This window comes from Streptomyces sp. NPDC056222 (genome assembly GCF_042264065.1).
Classification (GTDB): Bacteria; Actinomycetota; Actinomycetes; order Streptomycetales; family Streptomycetaceae; genus Streptomyces.
In genome coordinates this window covers 9,342-35,686 of the sequence record NZ_JBHJTL010000081.1, presented here as the reverse complement: position 1 = coordinate 35,686, position 26,345 = coordinate 9,342, and the positions used below count along the sequence as shown (strand labels likewise).

The window sequence follows — 26,345 nt, the reverse complement described above, 5'->3', positions numbered from 1 at the left end:
CAGACACCCACCGTTATCAACACCAAAAATATCGTCGGCAGCGTAATATGTGTATAACACACTGTTATAAGACACAGGCCTCGTCGTAGGACCCTACGACGAGGCCGCTCCGTGGTCGCTCACCGTGCGCGGTTCAGTGCGCTCCGACACCGGTGAGGGACTTGACCTCCAGCTCCGCGTACTTGCCCTTGTCCGGCTCCTCCTTGGAGAGGAGGGAGCCGAGCCAGCCGAGCAGGAAGCCCAGCGGGATGGAGACGAGGCCCGGGTTCTCCAGCGGGAACCAGTAGAAGTCCACGCTCTTGAACATCGAGGTCGGCTTTCCGGAGACGACCGGCGAGAACAGCACCAGCACGACCGAGGAGATCAGACCGCCGTAGATCGACCAGAGCGCGCCCTGGGTCGTGAACCGCTTCCAGAAGAGGCTGTAGAGGATCGTCGGCAGGTTGGCGGAGGCGGCGACCGCGAAGGCGAGGGCCACCAGACCGGCGACGTTCAGATCTCGGGCGAGCGCGCCGAGCGCGATCGAGACGATGCCGATGAGGACGGTCGCCCAGCGGGCCGCGCGGACCTCCTCCTGCTCCGTGGCCTTTCCGCGCCGGATGACGTTGGCGTAGATGTCGTGCGCGAAGGAGGACGACGAGGCCAGGGTCAGTCCGGCGACGACCGCGAGGATGGTGGCGAAGGCGACGGCGGAGATGACCGCGAGCAGGATCGCTCCACCGGTGGAGCCGGCGCCGCCGCCGATCTCCAGGGCCGCCAGCGGCGCGGCCGTGTTGCCCGCCTTGTTGGAGGCGATGATGTCGCTGTTCTTCAGCAGGGCCGCGGCACCGAAGCCGAGGACGATCGTCATCAGGTAGAAGGCGCCGATGATGCCGATGGCCCAGTTGACGGACTTACGGGCGGCCTTGGCGGTCGGCACCGTGTAGAAGCGGATCAGGATGTGCGGCAGGCCGGCGGTGCCGAGGACGAGCGCGATGCCGAGCGAGATGAAGTCCAGCTTCGAGATGCCGGAGACCCCGTACTTGAGGCCGGGCTCCAGGAAGGCCGAGCCCTTGCCGCTGTTGGTGGCGGCCGCGCCGAGCAGGTCCGAGAGGTTGAAGTTGAACTTCCACAGGATGAGGAAGGTGATCAGGAGCGTGCCCGCGATGAGCAGGACGGCCTTGACCATCTGCACCCAGGTGGTGCCCTTCATGCCGCCGATGGTCACGTACACGATCATCAGCACGCCGACCAGGGCGACGATGGCGACCTTGCCGCCGTCGCTCGTGATGCCGAGGAGCAGCGAGACGAGCACGCCCGCGCCGGCCATCTGGGCGAGCAGATAGAAGATCGAGACGACGATGGTGGAGGTGCCCGCGGCGGTACGGACGGGGCGCTGGCGCATCCGGTAGGCGAGGACGTCGCCCATGGTGAACCGGCCGGAGTTGCGCAGCGGTTCGGCGACCAGGAGCAGGGCGACGAGCCAGGCGACGAGGAAGCCGATCGAGTACAGGAAGCCGTCGTAGCCGAAGAGCGCGATGGCGCCGGCGATGCCGAGGAAGGACGCGGCGGACATGTAGTCGCCGGAGATCGCGAGGCCGTTCTGGAAGCCGGTGAACTGGCGGCCGCCGGCGTAGAAGTCGGCGGCGCTCTTGGTCTGGCGCCCGGCCCAGACGGTGATGAAGAGCGTGGCGACGACGAAGGCACCGAAGAGGGTGATGATCAGCGTCCGGTGCTCGCTGGTGGCGTTGCCCGCCGCGAGGAGAAGTGTGCTGCTCACGCGTCGGCCTCCGACTGCTCCATCTGCTCCATACGGGACTTGATGGCCTCGGCCTTGGGGTCGAGGCGGTTCGCCGCGTGCCGCGAGTACAGCCAGGCGATGAGGAACGTGGTGGCGAACTGGCCGAGGCCGAGGACGAGTGCCACGTTGATGTTGCCGAAGAGCTTGGTCCCCATGAACCCGCCGGCGTAGTTGGAGAGCAGCACGTACAGCAGGTACCAGGCGATGAAGGCGACCGTCAGGGGGAACGCGAAGGAGCGGTAGGTGCGGCGCAGTTCGCCGAATTCCGCACTCTCCTGCACCTCGACGAAGGCCTCTGTCGTGGGCTGGGCGGGGCCTGTGTGGGCGTCCGCGCCGCCTTGGGGCGGCGGCGGCGGTGCTTCGGTAGCCACGGATTCTCCTCGCGACATGGGTGCGGTGGGCATGGACAAAGGGGCCTCACTGGGGGGTGGGGGAACGGCGCTCCTGGCGGAGCACCTCCCCTGCACAACGGCACGGAGAGCGGGGCGACGCGGTTCACCGCGAAACTTCTTTCTTCCTGGATCTTCCTCCGGATCTGCATCAAGTCGTCTCAACTCATTGATGGGCCGGGAAGATCAGCGATAACTTCACTCGTCATGCACCTGCCCGTCCGCAATCCGCGCGCGGGCAGTACATACGGATGATGTGGAGAACCCATGGCTCATCTGGGATCGAGACGCGGCCGAGTACTCGCTCTGCCTGCCGGTCTCGCGCTCACGGCCTCGCTCGGCTTCCTTCCGACCGGCGCATCCGCCGCGGTGGTGAGTGACGCCCCTGCGACGACCGCCGTCTCGACGGACGGCCCCAAGCTGTCGTACGTCGTGAACGTCGACGGTGGCCGCGGGACGGCCGCGTCGGTGAAGAAGGCGATAGCCGCGGCCGGTGGCACGGTGGTCATCTCCTATGACCAGATCGGTGTCATCGTCGTCCACTCGCAGAACCCCGAGTTCGCGAAGACGATCCGCAAGGCCCGCGGTGTGGTGTCGGCCGGTTCGACGCGCACCGCCCCGCTCTCCGTCCAGACCGACACCTCCGTCGGCGAGGGCGGCCAGGCGCTCACCGCGTCCGAGGCCACGTCCGCCGCCGCCCAGGCCACGGACGATCAGGACGCGCTCGAGCCGCTGCAGTGGGACCTGCCCGCCATCAAGGCGGACAAGGCCCACCAGAGGACGCTGGGCAGCAGGAACGTGACGGTCGGCGTCATCGACACGGGTGTCGACGACACCCACCCGGACCTGGCGCCGAACTTCGACGCCAAGGCGTCCGCCAACTGTGTGACCGGCAAGCCGGACATCACCCCCGGCTCGTGGCGTCCGAACCCGGGCGAGAGCGACCACGGCACGCACGTCGCCGGCACCATCGCCGCCGCCAAGAACGGCACCGGCATCACCGGTGTCGCGCCGGGCGTGAAGGTCTCGGGCATCAAGGTGTCCACCTCCGAGGGCTTCTTCTACACCGAGGCCGTCGTCTGCGGCTTCGTGTGGGCGGCCGAGCACGGTGTGGACGTCACCAACAACAGCTACTACACCGACCCGTGGCTGTTCGCGTGCAAGAACGACGCGGACCAGAAGGCGCTGATCGAGGCCGTCACGCGCGCCACCCGTTACGCGGAGCGCAAGGGCACGGTCAATGTGGCCGCGGCCGGCAACTCCAAGATGGACCTGGCCTCGGACGAGATCACGGACACCTCCAGCCCCAACGACACCACGCCGGTGACCCGGGTCATCGACCCGCGGGAGTGCCTCGACTACCCGTCGATGCTCCCGGGTGTGGTCACGGTCTCCGCCACCGGTGCCAAGGACCTGAAGGCCTCGTACTCCAACTACGGTCTCGGCATCGTGGACATCGCGGCGCCCGGCGGCGACCGCACCGAGTACCAGACCCCGGACGCCCCGGCGGTCAACGGCCGGATCCTGTCGACCACGGTCAACGGCGGCTTCAACTACAAGGCCGGTACGTCGATGGCCTCGCCGCACGCCGCCGGTGTGCTCGCGCTGCTGAAGTCGACGCACCCGAAGGCGAGCCCGGCCGCGCTGAAGGCCATGCTGTACGCCCAGGCCGACGACCGCGCCTGCACGAACCCGTACGACATCGAGGGTGACGGCGTCGTCGACGCCGTGTGCGAGGGTGGCAAGAACAAGAACGGCTTCTACGGAGCCGGTCTGGTCGACGCGCTCGACGCGGTCCGCCGGTAGGCACATCGCCGCCGGTAGGCATGCGTGAGGAGGGGCCCTGGTGTGGTGCGCCACACCGGGGCCCCTTTGCGTGGCACTGAGTGCCATCATGCGTGCATGGACAACACAGTGCGTACGGGTACGGAGTTGTTGTGGTCGGCCCTGGGTGGCGATCCCGCCCTGGTCGACCGGGTGTCGTTCGTCGGCCCGTCAGGAGGGTTGCCGGCGCGGCTGCCGGTGATGGACCTGGCCCGGGCGACGGTCGGAGTCGCGGGTCTGGCCGCGGTGGAACGGTGCGGGGCGCCCGGCGCGGTCCGGGTCGACGACGGTGCCGTCGCCACGGCCTTCGTGAGCGAGCGTCATCTCCGCGTGGACGGACGGGCTCCGGTGAACTTCGCGCCGCTGTCCGGTTTCTTCCGTGCCGCCGACGGGTGGGTCCGTACGCACGCCAACTATCCGCACCACCGGGCGGCGCTGGTACGCGCCCTGGCGGTACGTGAGGAGTCGCCGGAGGCCGTCGGGTCGGCGATCGGGGAGCGCGGCGCCGAGGAGGTGGAGGCGGCCGTGTACGCGGCCGGGGGCCTGGCCGTCGCCGTACGCACACCGGCGCGGTGGGCGGAGTCCGAGCAGGGCCGGGAGGTCGCGGCGCGCCCCCTGTTGACGCGGGAGCGGCTGGACGAGGCGCCCCCGCGGCGGCGTTCGGGTCCCCTCCGGGTGCTCGACCTCACCCGGGTCATCGCGGGCCCGGTCGCGACCCGGACGCTCGCGCTGCTCGGCGCGGACGTGCTGCGGATCGACCCGCCGCGCAACCCCGAGCTGCCCGACCAGCACGCGGAGACGGACATCGGCAAGCGGACGGCCGCGCTCGACCTGGACCGGCCCGCGGACCGGCGTACCTTCGACGAGCTCCTGGACTCGGCCGACGTCCTGGTCACCGGCTACCGCCCCGGGGCCCTGGACCGCTTCGAGCTCCGCCGGCCCGGTCTGGTGGTCGCGCGGCTCTCCGCGTGGGGCGACTACGGCCCCTGGGGCGAGCGACGTGGCTTCGACAGCCTCGTGCAGGCGGCGACCGGGATCGCGGTGACCGAGGGTTCGGAGGAGGAGCCGGGCGTGCTGCCGGCGCAGGCTCTGGACCACGGCTCCGGGTATCTGCTCGCGGCGGCCGTGCTGCGGTCCCTGACCGAGCAGGACAGGGACGGCGGGACCCGTCTCGTACGCCTGGCGCTGGCGCAGACGGGACACTGGCTGACGCACACCCTCCCCCGGTACGAGCCGGAGCGGTACCTCACGGAGACGGACGGCCCGCTGGGCCGGCTGCGGCATGCGCTGTCGCCCGTCTCGTACGAGGGCGGCCCGGCGGGCTGGACGCGTCCGCCGGGCCTTCAGGGTGAGGACGAACCCGCGTGGCTCGGCGCCTGAGCATCCCCGGTGACGGCTACGGCTTGACGAGGACCTTCAGCGCGGTGCGCTCGTCCATCGCCCTGTAGCCGCCCGGGACGCCGTCGAGGCCGACCGTCAGGTCGAAGACCGGGGCCGGGTCGATGGTGCCGTCGAGGATGTCCGGGAGCAGCTCGGGGATGTACGCGCGGACCGGCGCCACACCGCCGCGCAGTGCGATGTTCCGGTCGAACATGACGGAGAGGTCGAGCCCCGTGCCGCTGCCGTGCGGGACGCCGACGTAGCCGATGGAGCCGCCGTCGCGGGCGATCGCGACGGCGGTGCGCATCGACTGCTCGGTGCCGACCGCCTCGATGACGGCATGGGCGCCCTGGCCGCCGGTGAGTTCGCGGACGGCGGCCTCGGCGGCCTCGCCGCGCTCGGCGACGACATCGGTGGCGCCGAAGGTCCGGGCGATGTCGGTACGGACGGTGTGGCGGCCGAGGGCGATGATCCGCTCGGCGCCGAGGCGCTTGGCGGCGAGGACTCCGCACAGGCCGACGGCGCCGTCGCCGACGACGGCGACGGTCGATCCCTTGCGGACACCGGCGCCGAGGGCGGCGTGGTGGCCGGTGCCCATGACGTCGGAGAGTGCGAGGAGCGCGGTGAGCAGGTGGTCGTCGGAGGCGGCCTCGGCGGGCAGCTTGACGAGGGTGCCGTCGGCGAAGGGGACGCGGACGGCCTCGCCCTGGCCGCCGTCGGAGCCGACGGAGCCCCAGAAGCCACCGCGCGGGCAGGAGGTCTGCAGGCCCTCGGCGCAGTACTCGCAGGTGCCGTCGGACCAGACGAAGGGGGCGACGACGAGGTCCCCGGCCGAGAAGCCGGAGACGTCCGAGCCCGCCGCCTCGACGATGCCCAGGAACTCGTGGCCGATGCGCTGGCCGGGCTGCCGGGCGGACTCGCCGCGGTAGGCCCAGAGGTCGCTGCCGCAGATGCAGGCGCGCAGGACCCGGACGACGACGTCCGTCGTGTCCTGGATCACCGGGTCGGGCACGTCCTCCACGCGCATCTCGAACGGGGCATGGATGGTGGTGGCGCGCATGGCGGACGGTCCTTGCTGTCAGTCGGTAGTACGACGTTCACCGTACTCCGCCTTCAGCGCTCCCGCGGTCAGCAGGCACTGGGCGGCGATGTAGGTGGCCATGACCCAGAAGTCGGGGGCGGGCAGCTGGGGCCATGCGGCGACGCCGGTCGCGATGAGCGTGTCGGACAGCAGGAACAGCGCGCCGCCGGCGCCCGCGGTGAGCCCCAGGGCGCTCGACCTGTAGGCCATGGCGGTGAGCAGGAGCGAGTAGCCGGCGACGGGGATCCGCAGCTCGGCGGGGAGGTCGGGCCACAGGAGCACGACGGTGCCGACGAGGGCGACGGTGTACGCGATTCCCAGGGGGACGGACGTACGCCGACGTCCGAAGAGCACGAGATAGCAGACGTGCCCGGCGGCGAAGGAGCCCATACCGACGAGGAAGGCCCAGTCGGCGTCGGAGAGGAGGAAGAGGTCTCCGCACCAGCCGAGCAGCAGCGCGGTGAGCAGGAGCTTGGGGGCGCCCCGGGTGGCTGCGTACGCGGCGAGCAGCGGCATCAGCAGCGGCTTGGTGATCCGGTGCCCGAGCTCGGCGCCGGCGAGGAGGGAGACGAGGTCGACGGCGACGGCGAGCGCGAGGGCGAGGAGGAGCGCGCTCGCGAGGGTGGGCCGGGGCGGCGCGGCCGTGGCGCCGGCGGTACGGGCGCTCACGCGGCCGGCTCCGGAGCGGCGGGGCCCGCCGGCTTGCCGGCGACGGGTCCGGGCGTGGCGTCCGGCTGCCATCCCGGCCCTCGGAAGACCCGTCCCGCGCGTTCGCGCCAGCTGGTCGCGGCCCGTAGGTCACGGGCGATGGCGGCGTACTCGTGGGTGGCGACGCGCAGCGGGTTGTAGGTCTCGATGTTCTTGGTGAGCCCGAAGACGGGCCGCTCGGTCTCGCCGACCCAGGAGCCGAACAGCCGGTCCCAGAGGATGAGGATGCCGCCGAAGTTCCGGTCCAGATAGCCGCCCTGCGAGGCGTGGTGGACGCGGTGGTGCGAGGGAGTGTTGAGGACGTACTCGAAGGGCCTGGGCAGCTTGTCGATGCGCTCGGTGTGGATCCAGAACTGGTAGACGAGGTTGGCCGAGGAGCAGAAGGCGAGGGCGGCCGGATGGACGCCGAGCGCGATCATCGGCAGGTAGAACGGCCACGAGGTGGCGCCGGTCCAGGGCTGGCGCAGCGCGGTGGAGAGGTTGAACCTGCGGCTGCTGTGGTGCACGACGTGGGAGGCCCACAGGATCCGGATGACGTGGTGGCCGCGGTGCGACCAGTAGTAGAAGAAGTCCTGGGCGAGCAGCATCAGCGGGATCGTCCACCACAGGACGGGGACGCGGAGCGGGGTGAGTTCGTAGACCGCCGTGTAGATCGCGACGATCGGGATCTTCCACAGGAGGTCGAAGAAGAGGCTCCCGAGCCCCATGCCGATGCTGGTGGCGGCGTCCTTGGTCTCGTACCCGGCGGCGTCCTCGTCGGGATGGAGCCGGTAGCTGACCATCTCCAGGACGGTGAGCAGGACGAACGCCGGTATGGACCAGAGCACGACATCGGGCAGGTTCGGCATGCCGATGACGGTAGAGGCGCGGGTCGGGCGCGGCTAGACGCTGTTACCAACAAGTATGCGAGACGACTTGTCAGCAAGCTTTGGCACCTTCCGACAAGCGCCTTTGCGTACGATCGCGGAAAGGGCGGCCGCAGGGGGAGGAACTCCGTTGCAGGGTCTGGAAGTTGCGCTGGCACGGCTGGCGGGGACGGTACTGGGCGCGGTCGCGCGGTCGGTGATCGCGCCGCGGAAGGGCGCGGGGCTCGTCCCGTCCCCCCTCCGCCCACTGCCCCGGCCCGCCGGTCCGGACAGGCTGGCGAAGGTCCTCGGCGGCCGCCTCACTGAGCGGTACGGGACGCTTCCGGAGCACGAACGGCTCGCGGCGATCGACGGCGTACGGGACACGTTCGCCGCGGCGGGCCCGCTGGACGCGGACCGGCTCTTCGCGGTGGACCTCGACCCGGAGCGGCTGCGCGTCGAGCTGCGCGCCCCGGACAGGGGCCTCGGCGCCCGGACGGTGGAGCTGTACGACGACCTGCTCGGCGTGTGCTGCGCCCACCTCGTGGAGCAGTTGACGGCCGAGCCGGCCTTCCCCGCCCGGGCCGCGGTGGAGCACGCGCGCGTGGCGGGGCGGACGCGGGACGCGGTGGAATACCTGTCCGCGGCCCGGCCCCGGCCGGAGGCGGAGGCCCTGGCCTTCGAGCAGCGGTACGCGGAATTCGTGGCGGCGACGCACGGGCGCCTGGAGCTGTTCGGGCTGACGCTGGGGCGGTCGGCGCGGGAGTGGGCGCTGGACACGGCGTACATCAGTCTGGCGGTGAGCGGCGAACGGGCCGACGCCGTCCATGGTCTGGCGCACGCGGGGCCCGCGACCGTGACCACCGAGGCGGCGTTCGCGACGACCGACCGGCTCCTGCTGCGCGGGCCCGCCGGCTCCGGCAAGAGCACCCTCGTGCAGTGGCTAGCCCTCAACGCGGCCCGCCGGTCCTTCGCCGGCGACCTCGCGGACTGGAACCGGTGCGTGCCGTTCGTCCTGCGACTGCGCGCCTTCACCACCGCCGACGCGCTGCCGGCGCCCGAGGAGTTCCTGCGCGCGAGCGGCGTGCCGCTGACCGCGCCGTCCGGCTGGACGGAGGACCTCCTCACCGGCGGGCGGGCGCTGATCCTCGTGGACGGTGTGGACGAGGTCCCGGTACGGCTGCGCAACCGCACCGAGACCTGGCTGCGCAACCTCGTCACCGCGTACCCGGAGTCCCGGTACGTGGTGACGACCCGGCCATCGGCGGTGCCCGAGGAGTGGCTGTCCCGCCAGGGCTTCGCGGCGCACACGCTGCTGCCGATGGACGGCGACGACATCCGGGCGTTCGTCGCGCACTGGCACGACGCGGCCCGCCTGGAGTGCGCCTCGGACGAGGAGCGGACGCAGCTCGACACGTACGAGAGCACGCTGCGGCAGGCCATCGGCAGCCGCCGCGACCTGGCACGGCTCGCCACCAACCCACTGATGTGCGCCCTGCTCTGCGCCCTCAACCGGGACCGCCGGATGCAGCTGCCCCGGGCCCGGAAGGAGCTGTACGACGCGGGACTCGACATGCTGCTGGTGCGCCGTGACACCGAGCGCGAGATCTGCGGCGTCGAGGGTGTGGATCTGACGCGGGAGGAACAGACGTCGTTGCTGCAGCGGCTGGCGTACTGGCTGATCCGCAACGGCCAGGCGGAGGCGGAGCGCGCCGACGCGCAGGAGATGGTCGCGGAGTGGCTCACGGCGATGCCTCAGGTCCGGGGCGACGCCGCGCGGGTCTTCGCGCATCTGCTGATCCGCAGCGGCCTGCTGCGCGAGCCGGCACCCGGCGCGGTGGGCTTCGCGCACCGCACGTTCCAGGACTACCTGGGGGCGAAGTCGGCGGTGGAGGCCCGCGACCTCGGCGTGCTGGTGAAGAACGCGCACGACGACCAGTGGGACGACGTCGTCCAGATGGCCGTCGGCCACGCACGGCCGGAGGAGCGGGCCCGGCTGCTGAAGCAGCTGCTGAAGCGGGCCGACCGCGCGCCGAAACTGCGCCACCGGCTCGTGCTGCTGGCCGCGGCCTGTCTGGAGCACGCGCCGGAGCTGGACCCGGCGGTACGGGAGCTTGTGGAGGTCCGGACCCGGGAGCTGCTCCCGCCGCGCGACCTCAACGCCGCCGAGGAGCTGGCCAAGGTCGGGGAGTTGGTCCTGCCGCTGTTGCCGGGGCCGGACGAGCTGGACAAGGAGAGCGCGGCGGCCGTGGTGCGGACTGCCGCGCTGATCAAGGGCGACGCGGCGTTCGAGGTGGTGGCGCGGTTCCGGGAGGACAGCCGCCTCCTGGTGCCGTTCCAGGTGTCACAGGCGTGGTCGTCGTTCGGCACCGAGCGGTACGCCCGCGAGGTCCTTTCCTCGAACCGCTGGGAGGAGGACTTCCTGCACGTGCAGTCGCGGGAGCAGCTCGCGGCGCTGAAGCTGTTGCCGAGTACCCACAGCATCCATCTCGCGGGACCGTACGCGGACCTGTCGCCGCTGCACGTCGTCGAGGACCTTCAGCGCGTGTTCATCTTTGAGAACACCGCCCTCACCGACCTCATCCCTCTCCGGCGGTTCACCGGTCTTCGGTACGTCGGCCTGAGCCGCAGCCCGCAACTGTCGGACCTTTCGCCGCTGGCCCGGCCGGGACTCGAGCACCTTTCGCTGTACGAGCTGCACCCCGCACTCTCCGTCGAGCCCTTGCGTGACATGCCGGACCTGTCCAGCTTCAGTCTTGGGCACCCCCTGCTCATCGAGAGCCTGGCCGAGCTGCCCCTCGGGCCCGCGCTCACGCACCTCTCTCTGGGCCCGCAAGCGCGCTATGTCGAGCTCGTCGGCATCGAGCGATGGCCCCATCTGGTCAGCCTCTCCCTCTTCGGACCGACGCAGCTGAAGCAGCTCCTCGCCATGGCGGCACCGCCGCGACTGGAATCGTTGCAGCTGTCCGACCTGATCGACCCCGACCTCGCCTCGCTCCGCGACCTGCCGACCTTGCGCGGGCTGTACCTGTTCCGCTGCGAGATCTCCTCCCTCGCGCCCTTGCGCGACCAACCCGCGCTCGGCCTGATCCGGCTCTGGCAGTGCACGACGCCGGACGGGGCGCCGATCGACCTCTCTCCCCTCGCGGACCGCGACGACCTCACGATCACCGTGTCCCCAGACACGCAACTCCTCGGCGAGGAGCTGTTCGAGCCCGGCCGCATCAAGCGGGACTAGACCCCCGCCGCTCCCAGCAGCGACCCCGCCCCGTAGGTCACCGCCATCGCCAGCGCGCCGCCGGCCATGTTGCGCAGGACCGCTCGGGCCGGTGGGGCCGCGCCGAGGCGGGCGCTCCACCAGCCGGTGAGGGCGAGGGCGGCGAGGACGGACAGGACCGTGACCCAGAGGCGGAGCGAGGCCGGTGGGAGCACGATCGCGAGAAGGGGGAGCAGGGCACCGATCGTGAAGGCGAGGAAGCTGGCGGCCGCCGCGTGCCAGGGGTTGGTGAGCTGGTCGGGGTCGATGCCGAGCTCCACGCGCGCGTGGGCGCGCAGCGCGTCGCGTTCGGTGAGCTGTTCCGCGGCCTCGCGGGCGACGTCCGGGGAGAGGCCACGGGCGGCCAGGAGGTCCGTCAGCTCGGCCAGTTCGGCCTCGGGCTGCTCGCGCAGTTCGCGCCGTTCCACGGCGAGGGCCGCCTTCTCCGAGTCGCGCTGGGTGGAGACCGAGACGTACTCCCCCGCCGCCATCGACATCGAACCGGCGAGCAGACCGGCCAGGCCCGCGGTGAGGAGCGCGGCCTGGGACTCCGTCGCACCGGCGACACCCACGACGAGGCCCGCGGTGGAGACGACGCCGTCGTTGGCTCCGAGCACGGCGGCCCGGAGCCAGTTGAGACGGGTGCCGAGACCGCCGCCGTGGGCTTCGTCGTGGGTGGGTGCTTCAGTCACCTCGGGAGGTTCTCACCCGGTCCGTCACCAGACGCGGACCGACCCGCCCGGGGCGAAGGCCGGGCTCGTGGCGTCCGCCGGGACCTCCTTCAGGGGCTCGGCGATCTCCTCGACGGTGGGGCCGTGCTCGGCCGCCAGGGCGTCCAGGAGCGACAGGTCGAAGCCGTAGACCCGGGCCGCGTTGCCGCCGACCATCGCCGCGACCTCTTCCCTCGGCAGCCCCGCGTAGGCGATGCGGAGACCTTCGCGGGAGTACGGGGTCGTGCCCTCGTCGTGCGGGTAGTCGCTGCCCCACATGATCTTGTCGAGGCCGATCCGGTCGCGCAGCGGCACCTCGTGCGGGCGCATGAAGCTCGCGCCGACGAAGCAGTTGTCCCGCCAGACCTCGCTGGGGCCCTTGCCCATGGACTCCGCCAGGCCGGCTCCGAACTTGGACTCGGCGGTGGCGGCCCGAGAGGCCGCCGCGACCAGGCGCGCGTGGTAGTAGTCCAGCATGTCCATGACCCCGGGGATCCAGCCCGAGCCCTGTTCGGTCAGGACGAGCTTCAGCTCGGGGTGGCGGCGGAAGGCGCCGCCGAAGACGAGGTGCCACAGCGCCCGGTGCGAGAACCAGGTCGTCTCCACCATGAACACCGCGCGGGCGGCCGGTTCGTCGCCGAGCGGCGGCGAGGCGGAGCCGCCGTGGTGGTTGACGGGGACGTCCAGCTCCGCGCAGACCGCCCAGATCGGGTCGTACGTCTGCGAGTACAGCTCGGGGATCCCGCTGCCGGGCGGGGCGCCGGGCAGGAGGATACCGCCGGTGAGGCCCGCCTCCTTGGTGCGGCGGATCTCCCGTACCGCCTCGTCGACGTCGTTGAGGAGGATCTGCGCCACGCCCGCCCTGCGACCGGGCGCGTCCGCGCAGAACTCGGCCAGCCAGCGGTTGTGCGCGCGCAGCCCGGCCCAGCGCTGCTCGAACTCCTCGCGGGTCGGGGCCGGGGCCATCAGGGAGGCCGAGGGGAAGAACGGCGGGATGGTGTTGGGGAAGACGACTTCCGCGACGATCCCGTCCGCCTCCAGCTCGCGCAGCCGGCGCCCCGAGTTCCAGTTGCGGTCGGCGGTGTCGGCGAGCAGGTCCTCGTACGGATTGACGTAGCCGGCCGCCCAGGCGTCGAAGTCGTCGTGGTGCCTCTTCTCCAGGTACGGCTTGTAGTCGAGCAGGTCGGCGCCCGCGTGGCAGTCCGCCGAGATGACGGTGTAGCGGTCCATCAGCTCACCCCCAGGGTGGGGAAGTCGTGGTCCGTCAGCCAGTGGCGGCCGACCTCGCGCGAGCGGGCCCAGGACGCCTCGACCGCCGCTTGGTCGGGCGACTGACCCAGCTCGGCCGGGGTCGGGCCGATGCGCTTGGCGATCGGATCCAGCTTTCGAATGTCGAATCCGAAGACCTCGGCCGCCGCGAGACCCAGCATCCGGCGCGTCTCCGCCACCGGGATGTCGTGGAACGTGTTCCGCAGCCACGCGCGCGTGTTGGGCCAGGTCCCCTCCGGGTGCGGGAAGTCCGAGCCCCACAGGATGTTGTCCACGCCGATCTCGTACCGCTGCGCCAGCTCGCGCCGCTTGGTGTTGGTGGCGCAGACGAAGACCTGGCGGTCCAGGTACTCGCTCGGCGGCCGCTTCAGCTCGGCGAACGGGGACAGCTTCTTCCCGCCGTGGGCGCCGAGATAGAGCCGGTCCATGAACCACAGCAGGTTCGGCAGCCACCAGCAGCCCGACTCGGCGACGCCGAACCTCAGCCCCGGGTGCCGCTCGAAGACGCCGGACCAGAGCAGGAACCACAGCGGCCTGGCCGGCCACCAGGTCACCTCGCTGACATAGATGCCGAGATGGTCGCCGTACTCCTCGCGCGGCGCCGCGCCCGAGTGGGTGACCAGCGGCATCCCGGTCTCGGCGGCCGCCGCCCAGATCGGGTCGTAACGCCGGTCGTGGTACGGCTCCTTGTCCACCCACATGGAGGGGATCATCAGCGCCCCGAGCCCCGACTCCTTGGCCCGGTGGATCTCGGCGACGACCTTCGACGGCTCGGCCGTGATCGGCAGCAGCGCCACCCCGCAGTGCCGCTCGGGGTTCTGTCCGACGAACTCGGCCAGCCAGCGGTTGTGCGCCTGCGCGCCCGCCATGCCGAGCTCCGGGTCCTGGTCGCCGGAGAGCCCGAGGCCGACGCCGAAGGGCGCGGCGGTCTGGCTGTCGACGGCGTCCGCGTCGGGAAAGACGACCTCGGCGGCCACACCGTCCCCGTCGAGCTCCTTGAGCCGCTGGGCGGCGTCCCAACCGCCCCGCAGCCCTTCCTCGTTGTCGCTGAACCACTTGTTCGCGAACGCCTCGTTGCGCACCCCGAGCCGGGTCATGGCCTCACGGCGGGCGTCGCGCCCGGCGAGGAACTCGTCGAAGGCGCGGTGGAAGCGGGAGTCCAGATAGGGCCGGTAGCGCTCGGTGGGCAGACCGGCATGACAGTCGGAGGAGATGATCAGATACGGGTCTTCATGACTCATGGGGTGCCCCTCAGTCGAGAATGAAGCTCTCCAGGTACGACGGATCGGCGCGGTCGAGCATCGACTGCGAGCGCGCCCGGATCTGCCGGTCGCTGTGCTCGCTCGCCGGGAGCATCCAGAACCGGTCTGCTCGAATGCCGTCGACGACGTGCTCGGCGACCTCCTCGACGGGGGTGAAGGCGACCTCGTGCCCGGCGTCCTTCATGGCCGCCTCCCACTGGTCGAGGCTTCGGTACGGGGTCTTGCGCGGCCGCTCCTTGGCGTACCGCTCGGGCCTGTTGCGGTGCGACTCCCAGAGGCCGGTGCGCAGCATGTGCGGGCCGGGGAAGAGCACGGACGCCCCCACGCGCGCGTGCTCCGCCTTCAGATGCGCGTACAGCGACTCGGTCATCGTGACGACGGCCGCCTTGGTGACGGCGTACACGGAGGCGGTGGGCAGCGGGGCGATCCCGCCGTCGCCGGACGAGGTGTTGACGACGTGTCCGGGCTCGCCGCCGGCGATCATGCGCGGGACGAAGGCCTGGATGCCGTGGAAGACGCCCCAGACGTTGACGGCGAAGGCCCACTTCCAGTCGTTGGGCTCGTGCTCCCACATGCGGCCCTCGGCGCCGGAGCCGACGCCGGCGTTGTTGCACAGCACGTGGACGGCGCCGAAGGCGTCGTACGCGGCATCGGCGAGGGCCCGTACGGAGCCGGGTTCGCTGACGTCGACCGTACGGGCGAGGACCTGTGCGCCGCCCTCCGTCAGCTCCCCTGCCGCCTTGGCGAGCGCCGCCTCCTCCACGTCGCCGAGGACGACGGCGAGCCCCTCTTCCGCGAAGCGGCGCGCCATGGCGAGCCCGATGCCGCTCGCCGCGCCGGTGACGACGGCGACCTGGCCCCGACGCAGCTCCATCACACGCTCCCTTCCGGCGGGCCGTCGAGGATCTGCTGCGGGTCGTCGTACCGCTGGTGGATGTACGGCAGGAGGGCCTGGGCACTGACCCGCTCCACGACCCGGCCCTTCTGGTCGGTGGTCTTCTCGCCGATGGTGATCTCGACGATCCGGCGTACGGGGAGGTCTGCGACGGGGTCGTACATGGACTCGCGCAGGACGACGTCTCCGGTGATCCGCTCCAGCTTCCGCACCTTCTCGGCCCGGACGCAGTGGACGAGGACGGGGTCGGCGTCGAAGCCCGTGCCGTCCACGCCCGGCAGGAACTTGAAGTAGAAGTCGGTCTTGTCGGCGGGCTCGGGCAGCGGCAGCGGGCCGGAGACCGCGCCGCGCACCTCGACGAAGTCGATGCCGTGCCGCCCGAGCGAGGCGCGGACGACGAGCCCGTCGCGTTCGACGGCGACCTCGCCGAGCTTCTTCGGTTCGCCGAAGACCTCACGGCCGCCGATGAGGGCGCGCTCGAGAGTCATCGGCATGACGAGCGGATACCAGCCCTCCTGGTCGCCGTGGGCGGCGGCGACGGCGACCGAGCCGGCGCCGAGGGGGTAGCCGGGCAGATCGACCTGGGAGATGTTGGCCCGTACGAGGGGCCGTTCGGTGGGTTTCAGCGGGGGAGGCAGGACGGCCGCCACCACGTCCGGATCTGTCTCCCAGACGGCGACCACTCCGGTGGACCAGATGTCGGGGAGCTTCGCGCTCTTCGTGCGGGCCGCCGTGATCTCGGCGTCGGTGCGTGCCCCGTACCGTACTCGTGCCATGGACGTACCACCCTTCAGCGGGTCGGGTCTGTAACACAGTTACACCGGCGGCGATGAAGGGTAAAGAGCCGTGCAGGCAACAGAGTTGGGGGGAACGGATGGCGCGCACCGCACTGACCCGCGAGGAGGTACTGGAGACCGCCGCCGCTCTGGTGAAGCAGCACGGCCCGGACGCCCTGACCATGCGCAAGCTCGCCGCCGAGCTCGGCACCGCAGTCACCTCGATCTACTGGCACGTCGGCAACCGCGAGTCCCTGCTCGACGCGCTGGTCGAGCGGACGGTCGCCGATCTCTCCGCGATCACCCCGCGGGGCCGCACTCCCGCCGCCCGGATCGTCTCGGTGGCCCGCGCGCTCCGCCGCGAGCTGCGGGAGCGCCCGCATCTGGTGGCGATGGTGCACGAACGGGGCCTGACGGAGCGGATGTTCCTGCCCGCCCAGCGCGCCCTGGCCCATGAGGTGCACGCGGCAGGACTGCGCGGTGCGCGGGCGGCGGAGGTGGTCCGGGCCGTGCAGGTCCAGGTCGTCGGCCATGTCCTGGTCGAGCGCAACCGCGAGCGTGCGCCGGTCCAGTCGCCCGCCGAGGTGGAGCTCTGGCAGACGGAGACGACCGACCCGCCCGACCCCGCCCTCACCCGCGCCCTCGCGGCCCCGGTCGACCCGGAGCGGCTCTTCACCACCTCCGTACGGGCACTGGTGGACGGCCTGTTGAGGCCCCACGGCGGAGTCCCGGATCAATCATGACAAAAGTCCCGAATCAATTCGGTGGCACGCGCGCGTGGGCGTCCTAGGGTGAGTTCACGCGGGGACGGCTCCACGCCGAAGGCCTGACCGCCCTCGAGGCAGAGCTCCTGGACCGGGGCTTCGCCCCCACCGCCGAGCTGCGAGCCGCACTCGGCCGGCTCGGACCGGCCGGACTGGCGGACGCCGGCCACGGCCTCCTCGGACAGCTCGACGCCGAACTGGGCGCGGACCGCTCGCACATGCCGCTGTTCCGGTCCTTCCCGGCCTCCGTCCCCGACGACACGTTCGCGCTGTACGTCGACCACCGAAGAGGTCTGCGCCCTGCTGGAGCGCGAGGTGCTGCGCCGGCTCGCCGCCGCACCCCGGTTCGACGTCTCCGTCCTGGACGAGGCGCTCTCCGGGCTCGCGGTGCCGTCCGCGGAGGGCGTCGCGGCCAAGGCCCTGGTGTCGGTGCCGCGTGGCTCGACGCAGCCGCTGCCGCGGGGCGACGTCCTGCGCATGTTCCTGCACTGGACCCAGCCGACGAAGACCCGGGGCGACCTGGATCTGTCCGTGGCGCTCTTCGACGCGGACTGGTCGTACGTCGGGCTGTGCGACTACACCAATCTCGTGTACGGCAGGCGGGCCGTCGTCCACTCCGGTGATCTGGCCTCCGCGCCCGCGCCCAAGGGCGCGACCGAGTACGCCGATCTCGATCCGGCGGGACTCGCCGATGCCGGAGCGCGGTTCGCGATGCCGATCGTCCTCAGCTACAACAACGTGCCGTTCGACCAGCTCCGGGACGCCTTCGCCGGTTTCATGGCCCTCCCTTCCAGGGAGGGCAGGGGCGCGGAGTACGACCCGAGGACGGTCCGCCAGCGGTACGACCTCATGGGCGACGCCCGGATCCATGTGCCGATGCCGGTCGACCTGGAGCAGCGCACCTTCCTCTGGACGGACCTGCACCTGCCGCCGTCCGAAGGCTTCCAGAGCGTGTCCGCGCACAGCGCCGACCTGGCCCGCGTCGGCAGGGACCTGTACCAGTACTTCACCGCCGGCCGGACGACGCTCTGGGACCTGGCCGTCTGGCATGCCGCCGCGCGCTCGGACCGGGTCGTGGTGCTGCGGCGCGGGCACCGGCGCGCCGACGAGGTGTGGGAGTACACACGGCGTGCCGACGAGACGGCCGGCTCCTTCGCGGACCGGATCCGTACGGCGGGGGTGCCGGATCTGCGGCGGACGGCCGAGGACGGACGCGCGACGGCGGCCCAGGTGGCGAACGGCCGGAACGCCTTCCTCGCCCTCCTGGACGGCGACGGCGTGCCCGACAAGGCGACGGGCACGGTCTACCGTCTGCTGCCGGGACCGGTGGACGGCTGCGGGCTCGAACAGGCGGCGGCCGGGGACCTGGTGGCCCTGCTGGGGTGAGCGGGGCGGACCGCGCCGGGTGAACTGGCCCCCGCTCGCCGCGCCATGGCCGCGGCGAGCGGGGTGAGGCGTCAATGCCGTGACCGGAATCCGGCGCCCGAGCGGACACCGGGGGCGGAGTTGTCAGCGATGGCCCGTATTCTCAGTGACCATGCTCGACGACCGTACGACAGCAGCGACGTGGCCGGCCGCCTACCCACAGGGGTACGCGGTCGTCGACGTGGAGACCACCGGACTCGCCCGCGACGACCGGATAGTGTCGGCTGCCGTCTACCGCCTCGACGCCCAGGGCAATGTCGAGGACCACTGGTACACGCTCGTCAATCCGGAGCGGGACCCGGGGCCGGTCTGGATCCACGGACTGACCAGTGACCTGCTGGAGGGCGCGCCGCTCTTCCCCGAGATCGCCGCCGAGTTCTCCGCCCGGCTCGACGGCCGGGTCCTGGTGGCGCACAACGCGATCTTCGACTGGCAGATGATCGCCCGGGAGTACGCGCGGGCCGAGCGCACCGCGCCGGTACGGCAGCGGCTGTGCACCATCGCGCTCTCCAAGGAGCTGTCGCTTCCGCTGCCCAACCACAAGCTGGAGTCGCTGGCCGCGCACTACGGCGTCGTCCAGCAGCGGGCGCACAACGCGCTGGACGACGCGCGCGTGCTGGCCGAGGCATTCCGGCCGAGTCTGCACACGGCAGCCGAGCGGAACGTACGACTGCCGCTGCTGGAGTGCCGGCCGCTGACGGAGTGGGCGTCCACGCCGGCCGCGCCGCGGATCGGCTACCAGGCCTCGTACCACACGAACAGCTGGCGCCCCTCGCGGAAGCGGCCGCCGTGCCCGCATCCCAACCCCGGGCGTTACGAAACGGACAAACCACTCAAGCAGGGAATGCGGGTGGCGTTCTCGGGCGACACCTCCATCGACCGCGAGCTCCTGGAGGACCGCGCCTTCGAGGCGGGGCTCCATATCGCCGGCAGTGTCTCCCGGCTGACGAGCCTGCTGGTCACCAACGACCCGGACGCCGCGACCTCCAAGACGGTGAAGGCGAAGTCCTTCGGTACGCCGATCGTCGACGAGGCGGCCTTCACCCAGTTGCTGCGGGACGTGGCCCCGGCAGACGGGTGACGCACCTGGCGTGCCGCCCACGCTTCCCCGGGCGCGCGTCGCACCCTGTGGCGCATGGCACGTTGTGAGGTCTGCGGAAACGATTACGGCATGTCCTTCGAGGTGCACGCGCAGGGCGCGGTGCACGTCTTCGACTGCTTCTCCTGCGCCATTCACCGCATGGCGCCCATCTGTGAGCACTGCAAGGTGCAGATCATCGGCCAGGGCGTCGAGGTCGAGGGCAGCTGGTTCTGCGGCGGGCACTGCGCCCGTGCGGAGGGAAAGGTGGGCATCGTCGATCACGTCTGAACCACGGCCGCCCAGGGCGACCGGAACCCCCGTGCGTGCACCCCATGACCACAGTTGTACGGTCATGGGGTGTACCGCTTCCTGTTGTCCCGGCAGTGGGTGATCCTCACCCTCATCGCCCTCGCCCTCGTCCCGACGATGGTCGAGCTGGGCTTCTGGCAGTTCCACCGGCACGAGCGCCGCGTCGCCCAGAACGCCCTGATCGCGGAGAACCTGCAGGCGAAGCCGCTCCCCATCGAGGAGCTGACCTCCCCCGGTCACACCGTCCCGCGCGCCGACTACTGGCGCCGGACCACCGCCACCGGCACCTTCGACACCGCGCACGAGGTCGTCGTCCGGCGCCGTACCAACGCCGACGACCGCCAGGGCGTCATGGTGCTCACCCCGCTGGTCCTGAAGGACGGCCGGGTCGTCCTGGTCAATCGCGGCTGGGTTCCGGCGGCCCCCGACCAGAAGGCGTACCCCGAGGTTCCGCCCGCTCCGAAGGGCGAGGTCACCGTCACCGGCCGTCTGAAGGCCGACGAGACGACCGACGCCAGCGGTATCAAGGACCTGCGCGGGCTGCCGGACCGTCAGGTGATGCTGATCAACAGCGCGCAGCAGGCCGAGCTGCTCGGCCGCGAGGTCCTGGGCGGCTACCTGGAGCAGACGGCGCCCGAGCCCGCGGGGAACACCCCCGAACTGGTCCCGGAGCCCGACCACGACTCGATCGGCGCGCACATGGCGTACGCCGTGCAGTGGTGGCTCTTCGCCTCCGGTGTGCCGGTCGGCTGGGTGGTCCTGGTGCGTCGCGAGAAGCGCGACCGGGAGGCCGCGGCCGACACCGACGGAGACGCGGAAGCCCCGGAACCCGCCCCCGCCGCCGTCTAGCCGAACCGCCCGGTCCGCCGGGCAGGGCCTCGGCTCAGCCGCCTCCCTGATTGACCGTCGTCTCTTCCGGGAACACGCCAAAGCGTGACGCAAAGTATCGACGACTACGCCCTCATCGGCGATCTGCAGACGGCCGCGCTCGTCGGCCGCGACGGGTCGATCGACTGGTTGTGTCTGCCGCGCTTCGACTCGGCCGCCTGTTTCGCCGCGCTGCTCGGCGACGAGGACAACGGTCACTGGCGCATCGCCCCCAAGGGCGCCACGACCTGCACCAGCCGCGGCTACGCGGGCGACTCCCTCGTTCTCGAGACGTACTGGGAGACCCGCACCGGGACCGTGAAGGTCGTCGACTTCATGCCGCAGCGCGACAAGGCGCCCGATGTCATGCGGATCGTGGAGGGCGTCAGCGGCAGCGTCGAGATGACTGCCGCACTGCGGCTGCGCTTCGACTACGGCTCGATCGTGCCGTGGGTCCGGCGCAGCGAGGGCCACCGGGTGGCGGTGGCGGGGCCCGACTCGGTGTGGCTGCGCAGCGACCCGCCGGTGAAGACCTGGGGGCAGCAGTTCGCCACATGGTCGTCGTTCACGGTCGACGAGGGCGAGAAGGTGGCGTTCGTGCTCACCTGGCACCCCTCGCACGAGCCGCGTCCGGAGCTGATCGACCCCTACGGCGCGCTCGACGACTGTCTGCGGGACTGGCGGGACTGGTCGGCGCGCTGTACGTACGAGGGGCCGTACCGGGAGTCGGTGCTGCGCTCGCTGATCACGCTCAAGGCGCTCACGTACGCGCCGACGGGCGGCATCATGGCCGCCCCCACGACCTCGCTCCCGGAAGAGCTGGGCGGCGTACGGAACTGGGACTACCGCTCCTGCTGGCTGCGCGACTCGACCCTGACGCTCGGCGCACTGCTGGCGGCCGGCTATGTCGACGAGGCGGCGGCGTGGCGCGACTGGCTGCTGCGCGCGGTGGCGGGCGATCCGGCCGATCTGCAGATCATGTACGGGCCGGGCGGTGAGCGGCGGCTGCCCGAGATGACGGTGCCCTGGCTGCGCGGCTACGCGGACTCGGCGCCGGTACGGATCGGGAACGCGGCGGTGGACCAGTTCCAGCTCGATGTGTACGGCGAGGTCATGGACTCGCTCGACATGGCGCGGGCGGCGGGGATTCCCGCCGAGCCGCACGCCTGGAACCTGCAGCTGAGCCTGCTGGGCTTCCTGGAGTCGACCTGGCGGAATCCGGACGAGGGGCTGTGGGAGGTGCGCGGGCCGCGCCGCCACTTCGTGCACTCGAAGGTCATGGCGTGGGTCGCCGCCGACCGCGCGGTGCGGGCGCTCGAGGCGGATCCCTCGCTGCGCGGGGACGCGGCGCGGTGGCGGGCGATGCGGGACGAGATCCATGCGGAGGTGTGCGCGAAGGGGTACGACCCGGATCGCAACACGTTCACCCAGTCGTACGGCTCGCGGGAGCTGGACGCGGCGACGCTGCTGATCCCGCGGGTCGGGTTCCTGCCGTCGGACGATCCGCGGGTGGTGGGGACGATCGACGCGGTCCGCGAGGAGCTGACACATGGCGGCTTCGTCCGCCGCTACAGCACCGAGGGGGGCTCGGTCGACGGCCTGCCCGGCGGCGAGGGAACGTTTCTCGCCTGTTCCTTCTGGCTCGCGGACGCGCTGCGGATGACCGGGAGGGAGGACGAGGCTCGGGAGCTGTTCGAGCGCCTGCTCGCCCTCCGCAACGACGTGGGGCTCCTCGCGGAGGAGTACGACCCGGTGGCGCGGCGGCAGCTGGGCAACTTCCCGCAGGCGTTCAGTCACATCGGCCTGGTGGGCACCGCCCTCGCGCTGCCCTGGGAGGACGCGGCAGGATAGGCCCATGGATCTTGGACTGAAGGACCGTGTGTACGTGGTGACCGGCGCGACGCGTGGGCTCGGCCGGGCGTCGGCCGAGGCGCTGCTCGCCGAGGGCGCGAAGGTGCTGATCACCGGGCGCGAGGAGAAGGCGGTCGCCGAGGCGGCCGAGGAGCTGGGCCCGGACGCGGCCGGTCTGGCCGCCGACAACGCCGACCCGGATGCGCCCGCCCGGCTGATCGCCGAGGCGCGGTCCCGTTTCGGGCGCTTCGACGGCATCCTCGTCAGCGTGGGCGGCCCGGCGCCGGGCTTCGGCGCGGACAACAGCGACGAGCAGTGGGCGTCGGCGTTCGACACGGTCTTCCTGGGGGCGGTACGGATGGCCCGGGCGGCGGCGGACTCGCTGACCGAGGGCGGGGTCATCGGCTTCGTCCTCTCCGGCTCCGTCCACGAGCCGATCCCGGGCCTGACGATCTCCAACGGGCTGCGCCCCGGTCTGGCCGGCTTCGCGAAGTCCCTCGCGGGCGATCTGGGGCCGCGTGGCATCCGGGTCGTCGGCGTGCTGCCGGGGCGCATCGACACGGACCGGGTGCGTTCGCTCGACGCGATGTCCGGGGACGCGGACGCGGCGCGGGCGGCGGGCGAATCCCGTATCCCGCTGCGCCGTTACGGCACGCCGGAGGAGTTCGGCCGCACGGCGGCGTTCCTGCTGTCGCCCGCGGCCTCGTACGTGACGGGCGTGATGGTCTCGGTGGACGGCGGGGCGAGGCACGGCTTCTGACGGTCCGCGTCGAAGGAGCGGCCTCGGCCACGGAGCCTCAGGTCACCCTCCGCGCGCCGTGCTTGGTCGCGCGGAGGCGGGCCTCGGTGGGCAGGAACGCCAGGCCCGCCGAGGTGCGGACATCGGCCAGGGCCTGGTCGGTCAGGGAGGTCAGGGCCTCGCCCGGCGAGGCGTAGGGCTCCAGGAGCAGGGCGATACGGGCACGGGGCGCCGTGCGGCGGCCCGTCAGGAGGACCCGGGCGCGGGCCACCCCGTCCTGTGCTTCCGCGTCCGCCGCCAGAACGGCCTCCAGCGCCCGGCCCCGGACCGTCGCGCCCTCGCCGTCGCCGGTGTCGACCAGGACCTCCGCGAGCCGGGCACGCCGGAACTGGGCGATCAGCCACCACAGGGCGAGCAGCACGACGAGCCCGAGGGCGGCGATGACCGCCGGCCACCACCAGCCCTCGTCGCGCCATCGGTACCGGTCCGCCTTGCTCAGCAGGACGTCGGAGGGCCCCCACCACGGCCACCACGAGGGCACCGGCAGATCGAATCCGGCCGCGAGGACCGCCCCGCCGACGACGACGAGCAGCAGGCCCACGAGTCCGAGCACGATCCTGTTGACGCGCCGGAGAATGACGGTCACCCCTTCACCCCTTCCTCGGCGGCCGGGCCACCCGCACGGTCGGCGCCGGTGGCCGGGCGACCCCCAGTTCGTCGATTCCCGTGGTCACCACGGTCGTGATGTCGGCGCGTACCTCGTCGAGTTCGCGGAAGTGCGAGACCGCGCGCACGGCCACCTTCTTGCGCCCCATCCGTACCCGTACGGACTGCACGCCCGAGACCTCCATCACCCGGTCCCGCAGGATCATGGCCGCGGCGTCGCGGTCGAGTCCGGCCCGTACGTCGGCGTGGTCGCGCCGCATCGGCAGGACGGCGCGCAGCCCCGGGGTGGCCGCGAGCAGCAGCAGCCAGGCGCCGAGGACGACGGCGACGGAGGCGCCGGCCAGGACCCAGGCGTTGTCGAGGTGCCGGGTCGCCAGGTCGTCGGCGAGCGCCCGCCGCCAGTGCATGGCCCTGTGGTCGGCCCGCACCGCGGCCACGTCGTAGAGCAGCAGCCCGGCACCGCCGAGGACGAGGAGCGCGATCAGCGCCGCGGGGATCCGCCGGACGGCCCAGAAGCGGCGGGCCGGGACCGTCGCCTTCTCGCGTACGGGCGGCACCGTGTCGGTGTCGGTGTCGGTCTCCGTGGTCATGCCAGCCTCCGCCCGGCCGAGGCGCGCTCCGTGCGCGGGGAGTGCAGCCGCTCGACATGGATGGCCACTTCGGGCACCTCCATGCCCGCCAACTCCCGTACGCGGCGCATCACATGGCTGCGGACCGCGCCGCACTGACGGCCGAGGTCGACGGGGTACCCGAGTTCCAGACTCACCGAGACGCGCGCGATGTCACGCTGCACGACGACCGAGGCGTGCGGCGGCGAGCCGCCCGGGGGCACACGGTCGAGCGCCTCCCGCGCGGCCCGCGCGGCGATCTTCGCGACGACCCGGTCGGCGATCGTCGTCGCCCCGCGACCGGCGGGGCCCACCGGGTCTGCTGCCACCCCGGTCACCGCCGCCGGTCGCCGCGCTCGCGACTCCGGAAGAAGTCGCCGGGTTCCAGGTCCCCCTCGAGGAACCGCCCGACGACGAAGCCGATCGCGCCCAACGCCGCGACCAGTACGAACGCCCCGAATCCGCCGAAGTATCCGGCGAAGCCGAGGGCCATTCCGGCCACCAGGCCGATCATCGCCATGCTCATGTTGAGCCCCTTCCGCCGGGCTGCCGACGGCTACTGGAGCCGCGGCTCCGGCGTCTCGTCCTCTTCGTCCGGCAGTTTCACGTCGCTGACCGCGATGTTGACCTCGACGACCTCCAGGCCGGTCATCCGCTCCACGGCGGCGACGACGTTCTCGCGCACATCGCCGGCCACATCGGCGATCGAGACGCCGTATTCGACGACGATCTCCAGGTCGAGTGCGGTCTGCACCTCGCCGACCTCGGCCTTCACGCCCCTTGAGACGCCGGATCTCTGCCCCCCTCCGCCGGGCACGCGTTCACGGACGGCGCCGAAGGTACGGGAGAGACCGCTGCCCATGGCGTGGACGCCGGGGACGTCACGGGCGGCAAGGCCGGCGATCTTCTCCACGACGCCGTCGGCGATGGTGGTCCGGCCGCGGGTCGCCGGGGCGCCGCCGCCGCGCTTGGTCACGGACGGTTCATCGGGGTGTGCGGGGTCATTCATCACCGGTCATCCCTTCCATTCCGTTATCTACCTCTTTGCCCACATTAAGTGCGCTTGCCCGGTCTCGCGCCGGGGATGCGGCAGGCTGGGGACATGACGACGACAGCGGGCACGGGATGGACGGCGGCGGTGCGCGAGCGACTCGCGCCGGGCCGGCTGCTGCCGCTCGGGGAGGCGGCGGACGGCGCGTGGCTGACGGAGCAGGCGGCGCGGGCGGTACTGCTGCGGGCTGCGGCGACCGTACGAGGGGTGGTGCCGGGGGCCCTCCGGGTGGGGCTCGTGGAGGCGGGCGGGGAGGAGCCGTTCCCTGTACCGCCCGGCGGACTGCCCCCGGGGACCCTGGGGATCTCGGCCGAGTTCGCGGCGGAGTACGGGACGGAGGGCAGCAGACCGCTGCCGGCGCTCGCGGCGGAGGTGCGCGAGGCCCTGTTCACCTCGGCGGACCGGGAACTGGGCCTGGCGGTCGTCGAAGTGGACCTCCGTGTGACCGGCCTCGCCGAGGACGCCTGGGAGGCCTCGGATTCGCCGGCCGCCACTCACCCACCCGGGCGAACCTCACCCACGCCGGAGGACGCGACGGCCCTCGCGGTGCTCGCGGTCGAGGGCGTCGCGGCGCTGACCGGCACACTGGGCAACCCGCTGCATCGCGCCCCCGGTCTGCTCCGTGTGGAGCTGGCGGTGTCCGCCGGGCATCGCGCGCTGGACGTGGCGCGCGCGGCCCGCACGGCGGCGAGCGCCCCCGCCCCGGGGGGGGCGGGGGGGACGGGTCGGGGGGCGGGGGGGGGGTGTGCGGGGGGTTCCGGGCGGCGGAGCGGGCCCCGCCGGCGCGGGGGGTGCGGGGCCCGGGGCCC

At 72.0% G+C, this 26,345-nt stretch carries 27 protein-coding genes; 11 read left to right on the top strand and 16 right to left on the bottom strand.

Annotated elements, in window-relative coordinates; all coding sequences use genetic code 11:
• Positions 1-133 precede the first annotated feature (133 nt).
• Entirely contained in the window at positions 134-1,759 is a 1,626-nt protein-coding gene (locus ACFC0D_RS29415) for a cation acetate symporter (protein WP_376442240.1), read from the bottom strand.
• Complete coding sequence (locus ACFC0D_RS29410) at positions 1,756-2,151, bottom strand: DUF485 domain-containing protein (RefSeq protein WP_376442237.1); 396 nt, start codon at positions 2,149-2,151, stop codon at positions 1,756-1,758. Before ACFC0D_RS29410 ends, ACFC0D_RS29415 begins: the two co-directional genes overlap by 4 nt.
• A 285-nt stretch (positions 2,152-2,436) precedes the next feature.
• Here ACFC0D_RS29410 and ACFC0D_RS29405 point away from each other — a divergent pair, with 285 nt between their 5' ends.
• A complete protein-coding gene (locus ACFC0D_RS29405) occupies positions 2,437-3,975 on the top strand; it encodes a S8 family serine peptidase (RefSeq protein ID WP_376442234.1) in 1,539 nt (512 codons plus the stop codon).
• Between the two features lie 96 nt (positions 3,976-4,071).
• Positions 4,072-5,373: a CoA transferase gene (locus tag ACFC0D_RS29400; RefSeq protein WP_376442232.1), complete on the top strand. Its 1,302-nt coding sequence runs from the start codon at positions 4,072-4,074 to the stop codon at positions 5,371-5,373.
• A 16-nt stretch (positions 5,374-5,389) separates the two neighbouring features.
• Here ACFC0D_RS29400 and ACFC0D_RS29395 read toward each other — a convergent pair whose 3' ends face one another.
• From ACFC0D_RS29395 to ACFC0D_RS29385, 3 genes are read right to left on the bottom strand one after another with little or no spacing between them, the layout of a single operon-like run.
• The gene (locus ACFC0D_RS29395; RefSeq protein ID WP_376442229.1) at positions 5,390-6,433 is read right to left on the bottom strand and encodes a zinc-dependent alcohol dehydrogenase family protein; all 1,044 of its coding nucleotides are present in this window, start codon (positions 6,431-6,433) and stop codon (positions 5,390-5,392) included.
• Positions 6,434-6,451: 18 nt separating this feature from the next.
• On the bottom strand, positions 6,452-7,123 hold the full coding sequence (locus ACFC0D_RS29390; protein ID WP_376442225.1) for a lysoplasmalogenase: 672 nt from the start codon (positions 7,121-7,123) through the stop codon (positions 6,452-6,454).
• Positions 7,120-8,010 (bottom strand): sterol desaturase family protein, encoded by an 891-nt coding sequence (locus ACFC0D_RS29385; protein ID WP_376442222.1) that lies wholly within the window; start codon positions 8,008-8,010, stop codon positions 7,120-7,122. Before ACFC0D_RS29385 ends, ACFC0D_RS29390 begins: the two co-directional genes overlap by 4 nt.
• A 148-nt stretch (positions 8,011-8,158) precedes the next feature.
• Between ACFC0D_RS29385 and ACFC0D_RS29380 the strand changes: the two genes are divergently transcribed.
• A complete protein-coding gene (locus tag ACFC0D_RS29380; RefSeq protein WP_376442220.1) occupies positions 8,159-11,245 on the top strand; it encodes an NACHT domain-containing protein in 3,087 nt (1,028 codons plus the stop codon).
• Here the strand turns inward: ACFC0D_RS29380 and ACFC0D_RS29375 are convergent.
• From ACFC0D_RS29375 to ACFC0D_RS29355, 5 genes are read right to left on the bottom strand one after another with little or no spacing between them, the layout of a single operon-like run.
• Positions 11,242-11,955 carry a VIT family protein gene (locus tag ACFC0D_RS29375; RefSeq protein ID WP_376442218.1) on the bottom strand — a complete coding sequence of 238 codons (714 nt, stop codon included), beginning with the start codon at positions 11,953-11,955 and terminating at the stop codon, positions 11,242-11,244. The two genes, ACFC0D_RS29380 and ACFC0D_RS29375, sit on opposite strands and share 4 nt — an antisense overlap.
• A 24-nt stretch (positions 11,956-11,979) precedes the next feature.
• On the bottom strand, positions 11,980-13,203 hold the full coding sequence (locus ACFC0D_RS29370) for an amidohydrolase family protein (RefSeq protein ID WP_376442216.1): 1,224 nt from the start codon (positions 13,201-13,203) through the stop codon (positions 11,980-11,982).
• Complete coding sequence (locus tag ACFC0D_RS29365; RefSeq protein WP_376442213.1) at positions 13,203-14,483, bottom strand: amidohydrolase family protein; 1,281 nt, start codon at positions 14,481-14,483, stop codon at positions 13,203-13,205. Before ACFC0D_RS29365 ends, ACFC0D_RS29370 begins: the two co-directional genes overlap by 1 nt.
• 10 nt (positions 14,484-14,493) lie before the next feature.
• A complete protein-coding gene (locus ACFC0D_RS29360; RefSeq protein ID WP_376442211.1) occupies positions 14,494-15,378 on the bottom strand; it encodes an SDR family NAD(P)-dependent oxidoreductase in 885 nt (294 codons plus the stop codon).
• Entirely contained in the window at positions 15,378-16,175 is a 798-nt protein-coding gene (locus tag ACFC0D_RS29355; RefSeq protein ID WP_376442208.1) for an acetoacetate decarboxylase family protein, read from the bottom strand. The genes ACFC0D_RS29360 and ACFC0D_RS29355 overlap by 1 nt, the downstream gene beginning before the upstream one ends.
• A gap of 98 nt (positions 16,176-16,273) precedes the next feature.
• Here ACFC0D_RS29355 and ACFC0D_RS29350 point away from each other — a divergent pair, with 98 nt between their 5' ends.
• Positions 16,274-16,918 carry a TetR/AcrR family transcriptional regulator gene (locus tag ACFC0D_RS29350; protein WP_376442206.1) on the top strand — a complete coding sequence of 215 codons (645 nt, stop codon included), beginning with the start codon at positions 16,274-16,276 and terminating at the stop codon, positions 16,916-16,918.
• Here the strand turns inward: ACFC0D_RS29350 and ACFC0D_RS29345 are convergent.
• Positions 16,909-17,223: a hypothetical protein gene (locus ACFC0D_RS29345; protein ID WP_376442203.1), complete on the bottom strand. Its 315-nt coding sequence runs from the start codon at positions 17,221-17,223 to the stop codon at positions 16,909-16,911. The two genes, ACFC0D_RS29350 and ACFC0D_RS29345, sit on opposite strands and share 10 nt — an antisense overlap.
• Positions 17,224-17,254: 31 nt before the next feature.
• Here ACFC0D_RS29345 and ACFC0D_RS29340 point away from each other — a divergent pair, with 31 nt between their 5' ends.
• From ACFC0D_RS29340 to ACFC0D_RS29315, 6 genes are all read left to right on the top strand, one after another.
• Complete coding sequence (locus tag ACFC0D_RS29340; RefSeq protein ID WP_376442200.1) at positions 17,255-18,325, top strand: hypothetical protein; 1,071 nt, start codon at positions 17,255-17,257, stop codon at positions 18,323-18,325.
• 145 nt (positions 18,326-18,470) lie between these two features.
• The gene (locus ACFC0D_RS29335) at positions 18,471-19,445 is read left to right on the top strand and encodes a DEDDh family exonuclease (protein ID WP_376442198.1); all 975 of its coding nucleotides are present in this window, start codon (positions 18,471-18,473) and stop codon (positions 19,443-19,445) included.
• A 54-nt stretch (positions 19,446-19,499) separates the two neighbouring features.
• Positions 19,500-19,733 carry a hypothetical protein gene (locus ACFC0D_RS29330; protein WP_376442196.1) on the top strand — a complete coding sequence of 78 codons (234 nt, stop codon included), beginning with the start codon at positions 19,500-19,502 and terminating at the stop codon, positions 19,731-19,733.
• Positions 19,734-19,802: 69 nt separating this feature from the next.
• Positions 19,803-20,603 (top strand): SURF1 family protein, encoded by an 801-nt coding sequence (locus ACFC0D_RS29325; RefSeq protein WP_376442193.1) that lies wholly within the window; start codon positions 19,803-19,805, stop codon positions 20,601-20,603.
• 84 nt (positions 20,604-20,687) lie between these two features.
• Positions 20,688-22,472 carry a glycoside hydrolase family 15 protein gene (locus ACFC0D_RS29320; RefSeq protein ID WP_376442191.1) on the top strand — a complete coding sequence of 595 codons (1,785 nt, stop codon included), beginning with the start codon at positions 20,688-20,690 and terminating at the stop codon, positions 22,470-22,472.
• 4 nt (positions 22,473-22,476) lie between these two features.
• Positions 22,477-23,232, top strand: coding sequence for an SDR family oxidoreductase (locus ACFC0D_RS29315; RefSeq protein ID WP_376442188.1), 756 nt, complete (start codon positions 22,477-22,479; stop codon positions 23,230-23,232).
• Positions 23,233-23,269: 37 nt separating this feature from the next.
• Here ACFC0D_RS29315 and amaP read toward each other — a convergent pair whose 3' ends face one another.
• From amaP to ACFC0D_RS29290, 5 genes are read right to left on the bottom strand one after another with little or no spacing between them, the layout of a single operon-like run.
• Entirely contained in the window at positions 23,270-23,848 is a 579-nt protein-coding gene (gene amaP, locus ACFC0D_RS29310) for an alkaline shock response membrane anchor protein AmaP (protein WP_376442243.1), read from the bottom strand.
• Between the two features lie 13 nt (positions 23,849-23,861).
• Positions 23,862-24,467 carry a DUF6286 domain-containing protein gene (locus ACFC0D_RS29305; RefSeq protein ID WP_376442186.1) on the bottom strand — a complete coding sequence of 202 codons (606 nt, stop codon included), beginning with the start codon at positions 24,465-24,467 and terminating at the stop codon, positions 23,862-23,864.
• Complete coding sequence (locus tag ACFC0D_RS29300) at positions 24,464-24,814, bottom strand: Asp23/Gls24 family envelope stress response protein (RefSeq protein ID WP_376442183.1); 351 nt, start codon at positions 24,812-24,814, stop codon at positions 24,464-24,466. The genes ACFC0D_RS29305 and ACFC0D_RS29300 overlap by 4 nt, the downstream gene beginning before the upstream one ends.
• A gap of 5 nt (positions 24,815-24,819) precedes the next feature.
• Positions 24,820-25,011 carry a hypothetical protein gene (locus ACFC0D_RS29295; protein WP_376442180.1) on the bottom strand — a complete coding sequence of 64 codons (192 nt, stop codon included), beginning with the start codon at positions 25,009-25,011 and terminating at the stop codon, positions 24,820-24,822.
• 30 nt (positions 25,012-25,041) lie between these two features.
• Positions 25,042-25,494, bottom strand: a complete 453-nt coding sequence (locus ACFC0D_RS29290) for an Asp23/Gls24 family envelope stress response protein (RefSeq protein WP_376442177.1) — start codon at positions 25,492-25,494, stop codon at positions 25,042-25,044.
• Between the two features lie 93 nt (positions 25,495-25,587).
• On the opposite strand from ACFC0D_RS29290, the gene ACFC0D_RS29285 reads away from it, so the two are divergent.
• The coding region (locus ACFC0D_RS29285) for a hypothetical protein (protein ID WP_376442174.1) at positions 25,588-26,345 on the top strand (758 nt) is incomplete at its 3' end.

Excerpts from the sequence above, each read along its gene's own strand:
- ACFC0D_RS29360 (WP_376442211.1), bottom strand. The coding sequence starts at position 15,378 with ATGGAGCTGCGTCGGGGCCAGGTCGCCGTCGTCACCGGCGCGGCGAGC.
- ACFC0D_RS29405 (WP_376442234.1), top strand. The coding sequence starts at position 2,437 with ATGGCTCATCTGGGATCGAGACGCGGCCGAGTACTCGCTCTGCCTGCC.
- ACFC0D_RS29370 (WP_376442216.1), bottom strand. The coding sequence starts at position 13,203 with ATGGACCGCTACACCGTCATCTCGGCGGACTGCCACGCGGGCGCCGAC.
- ACFC0D_RS29295 (WP_376442180.1), bottom strand. The coding sequence starts at position 25,011 with ATGAGCATGGCGATGATCGGCCTGGTGGCCGGAATGGCCCTCGGCTTC.
- ACFC0D_RS29330 (WP_376442196.1), top strand. The coding sequence starts at position 19,500 with ATGGCACGTTGTGAGGTCTGCGGAAACGATTACGGCATGTCCTTCGAG.
- ACFC0D_RS29365 (WP_376442213.1), bottom strand. The coding sequence starts at position 14,483 with ATGAGTCATGAAGACCCGTATCTGATCATCTCCTCCGACTGTCATGCC.
- ACFC0D_RS29315 (WP_376442188.1), top strand. The coding sequence starts at position 22,477 with ATGGATCTTGGACTGAAGGACCGTGTGTACGTGGTGACCGGCGCGACG.
- ACFC0D_RS29395 (WP_376442229.1), bottom strand. The coding sequence starts at position 6,433 with ATGCGCGCCACCACCATCCATGCCCCGTTCGAGATGCGCGTGGAGGAC.
- ACFC0D_RS29400 (WP_376442232.1), top strand. The coding sequence starts at position 4,072 with ATGGACAACACAGTGCGTACGGGTACGGAGTTGTTGTGGTCGGCCCTG.
- ACFC0D_RS29290 (WP_376442177.1), bottom strand. The coding sequence starts at position 25,494 with ATGAATGACCCCGCACACCCCGATGAACCGTCCGTGACCAAGCGCGGC.
- ACFC0D_RS29385 (WP_376442222.1), bottom strand. The coding sequence starts at position 8,010 with ATGCCGAACCTGCCCGATGTCGTGCTCTGGTCCATACCGGCGTTCGTC.
- ACFC0D_RS29305 (WP_376442186.1), bottom strand. The coding sequence starts at position 24,467 with ATGACCACGGAGACCGACACCGACACCGACACGGTGCCGCCCGTACGC.
- ACFC0D_RS29350 (WP_376442206.1), top strand. The coding sequence starts at position 16,274 with ATGGCGCGCACCGCACTGACCCGCGAGGAGGTACTGGAGACCGCCGCC.
- ACFC0D_RS29355 (WP_376442208.1), bottom strand. The coding sequence starts at position 16,175 with ATGGCACGAGTACGGTACGGGGCACGCACCGACGCCGAGATCACGGCG.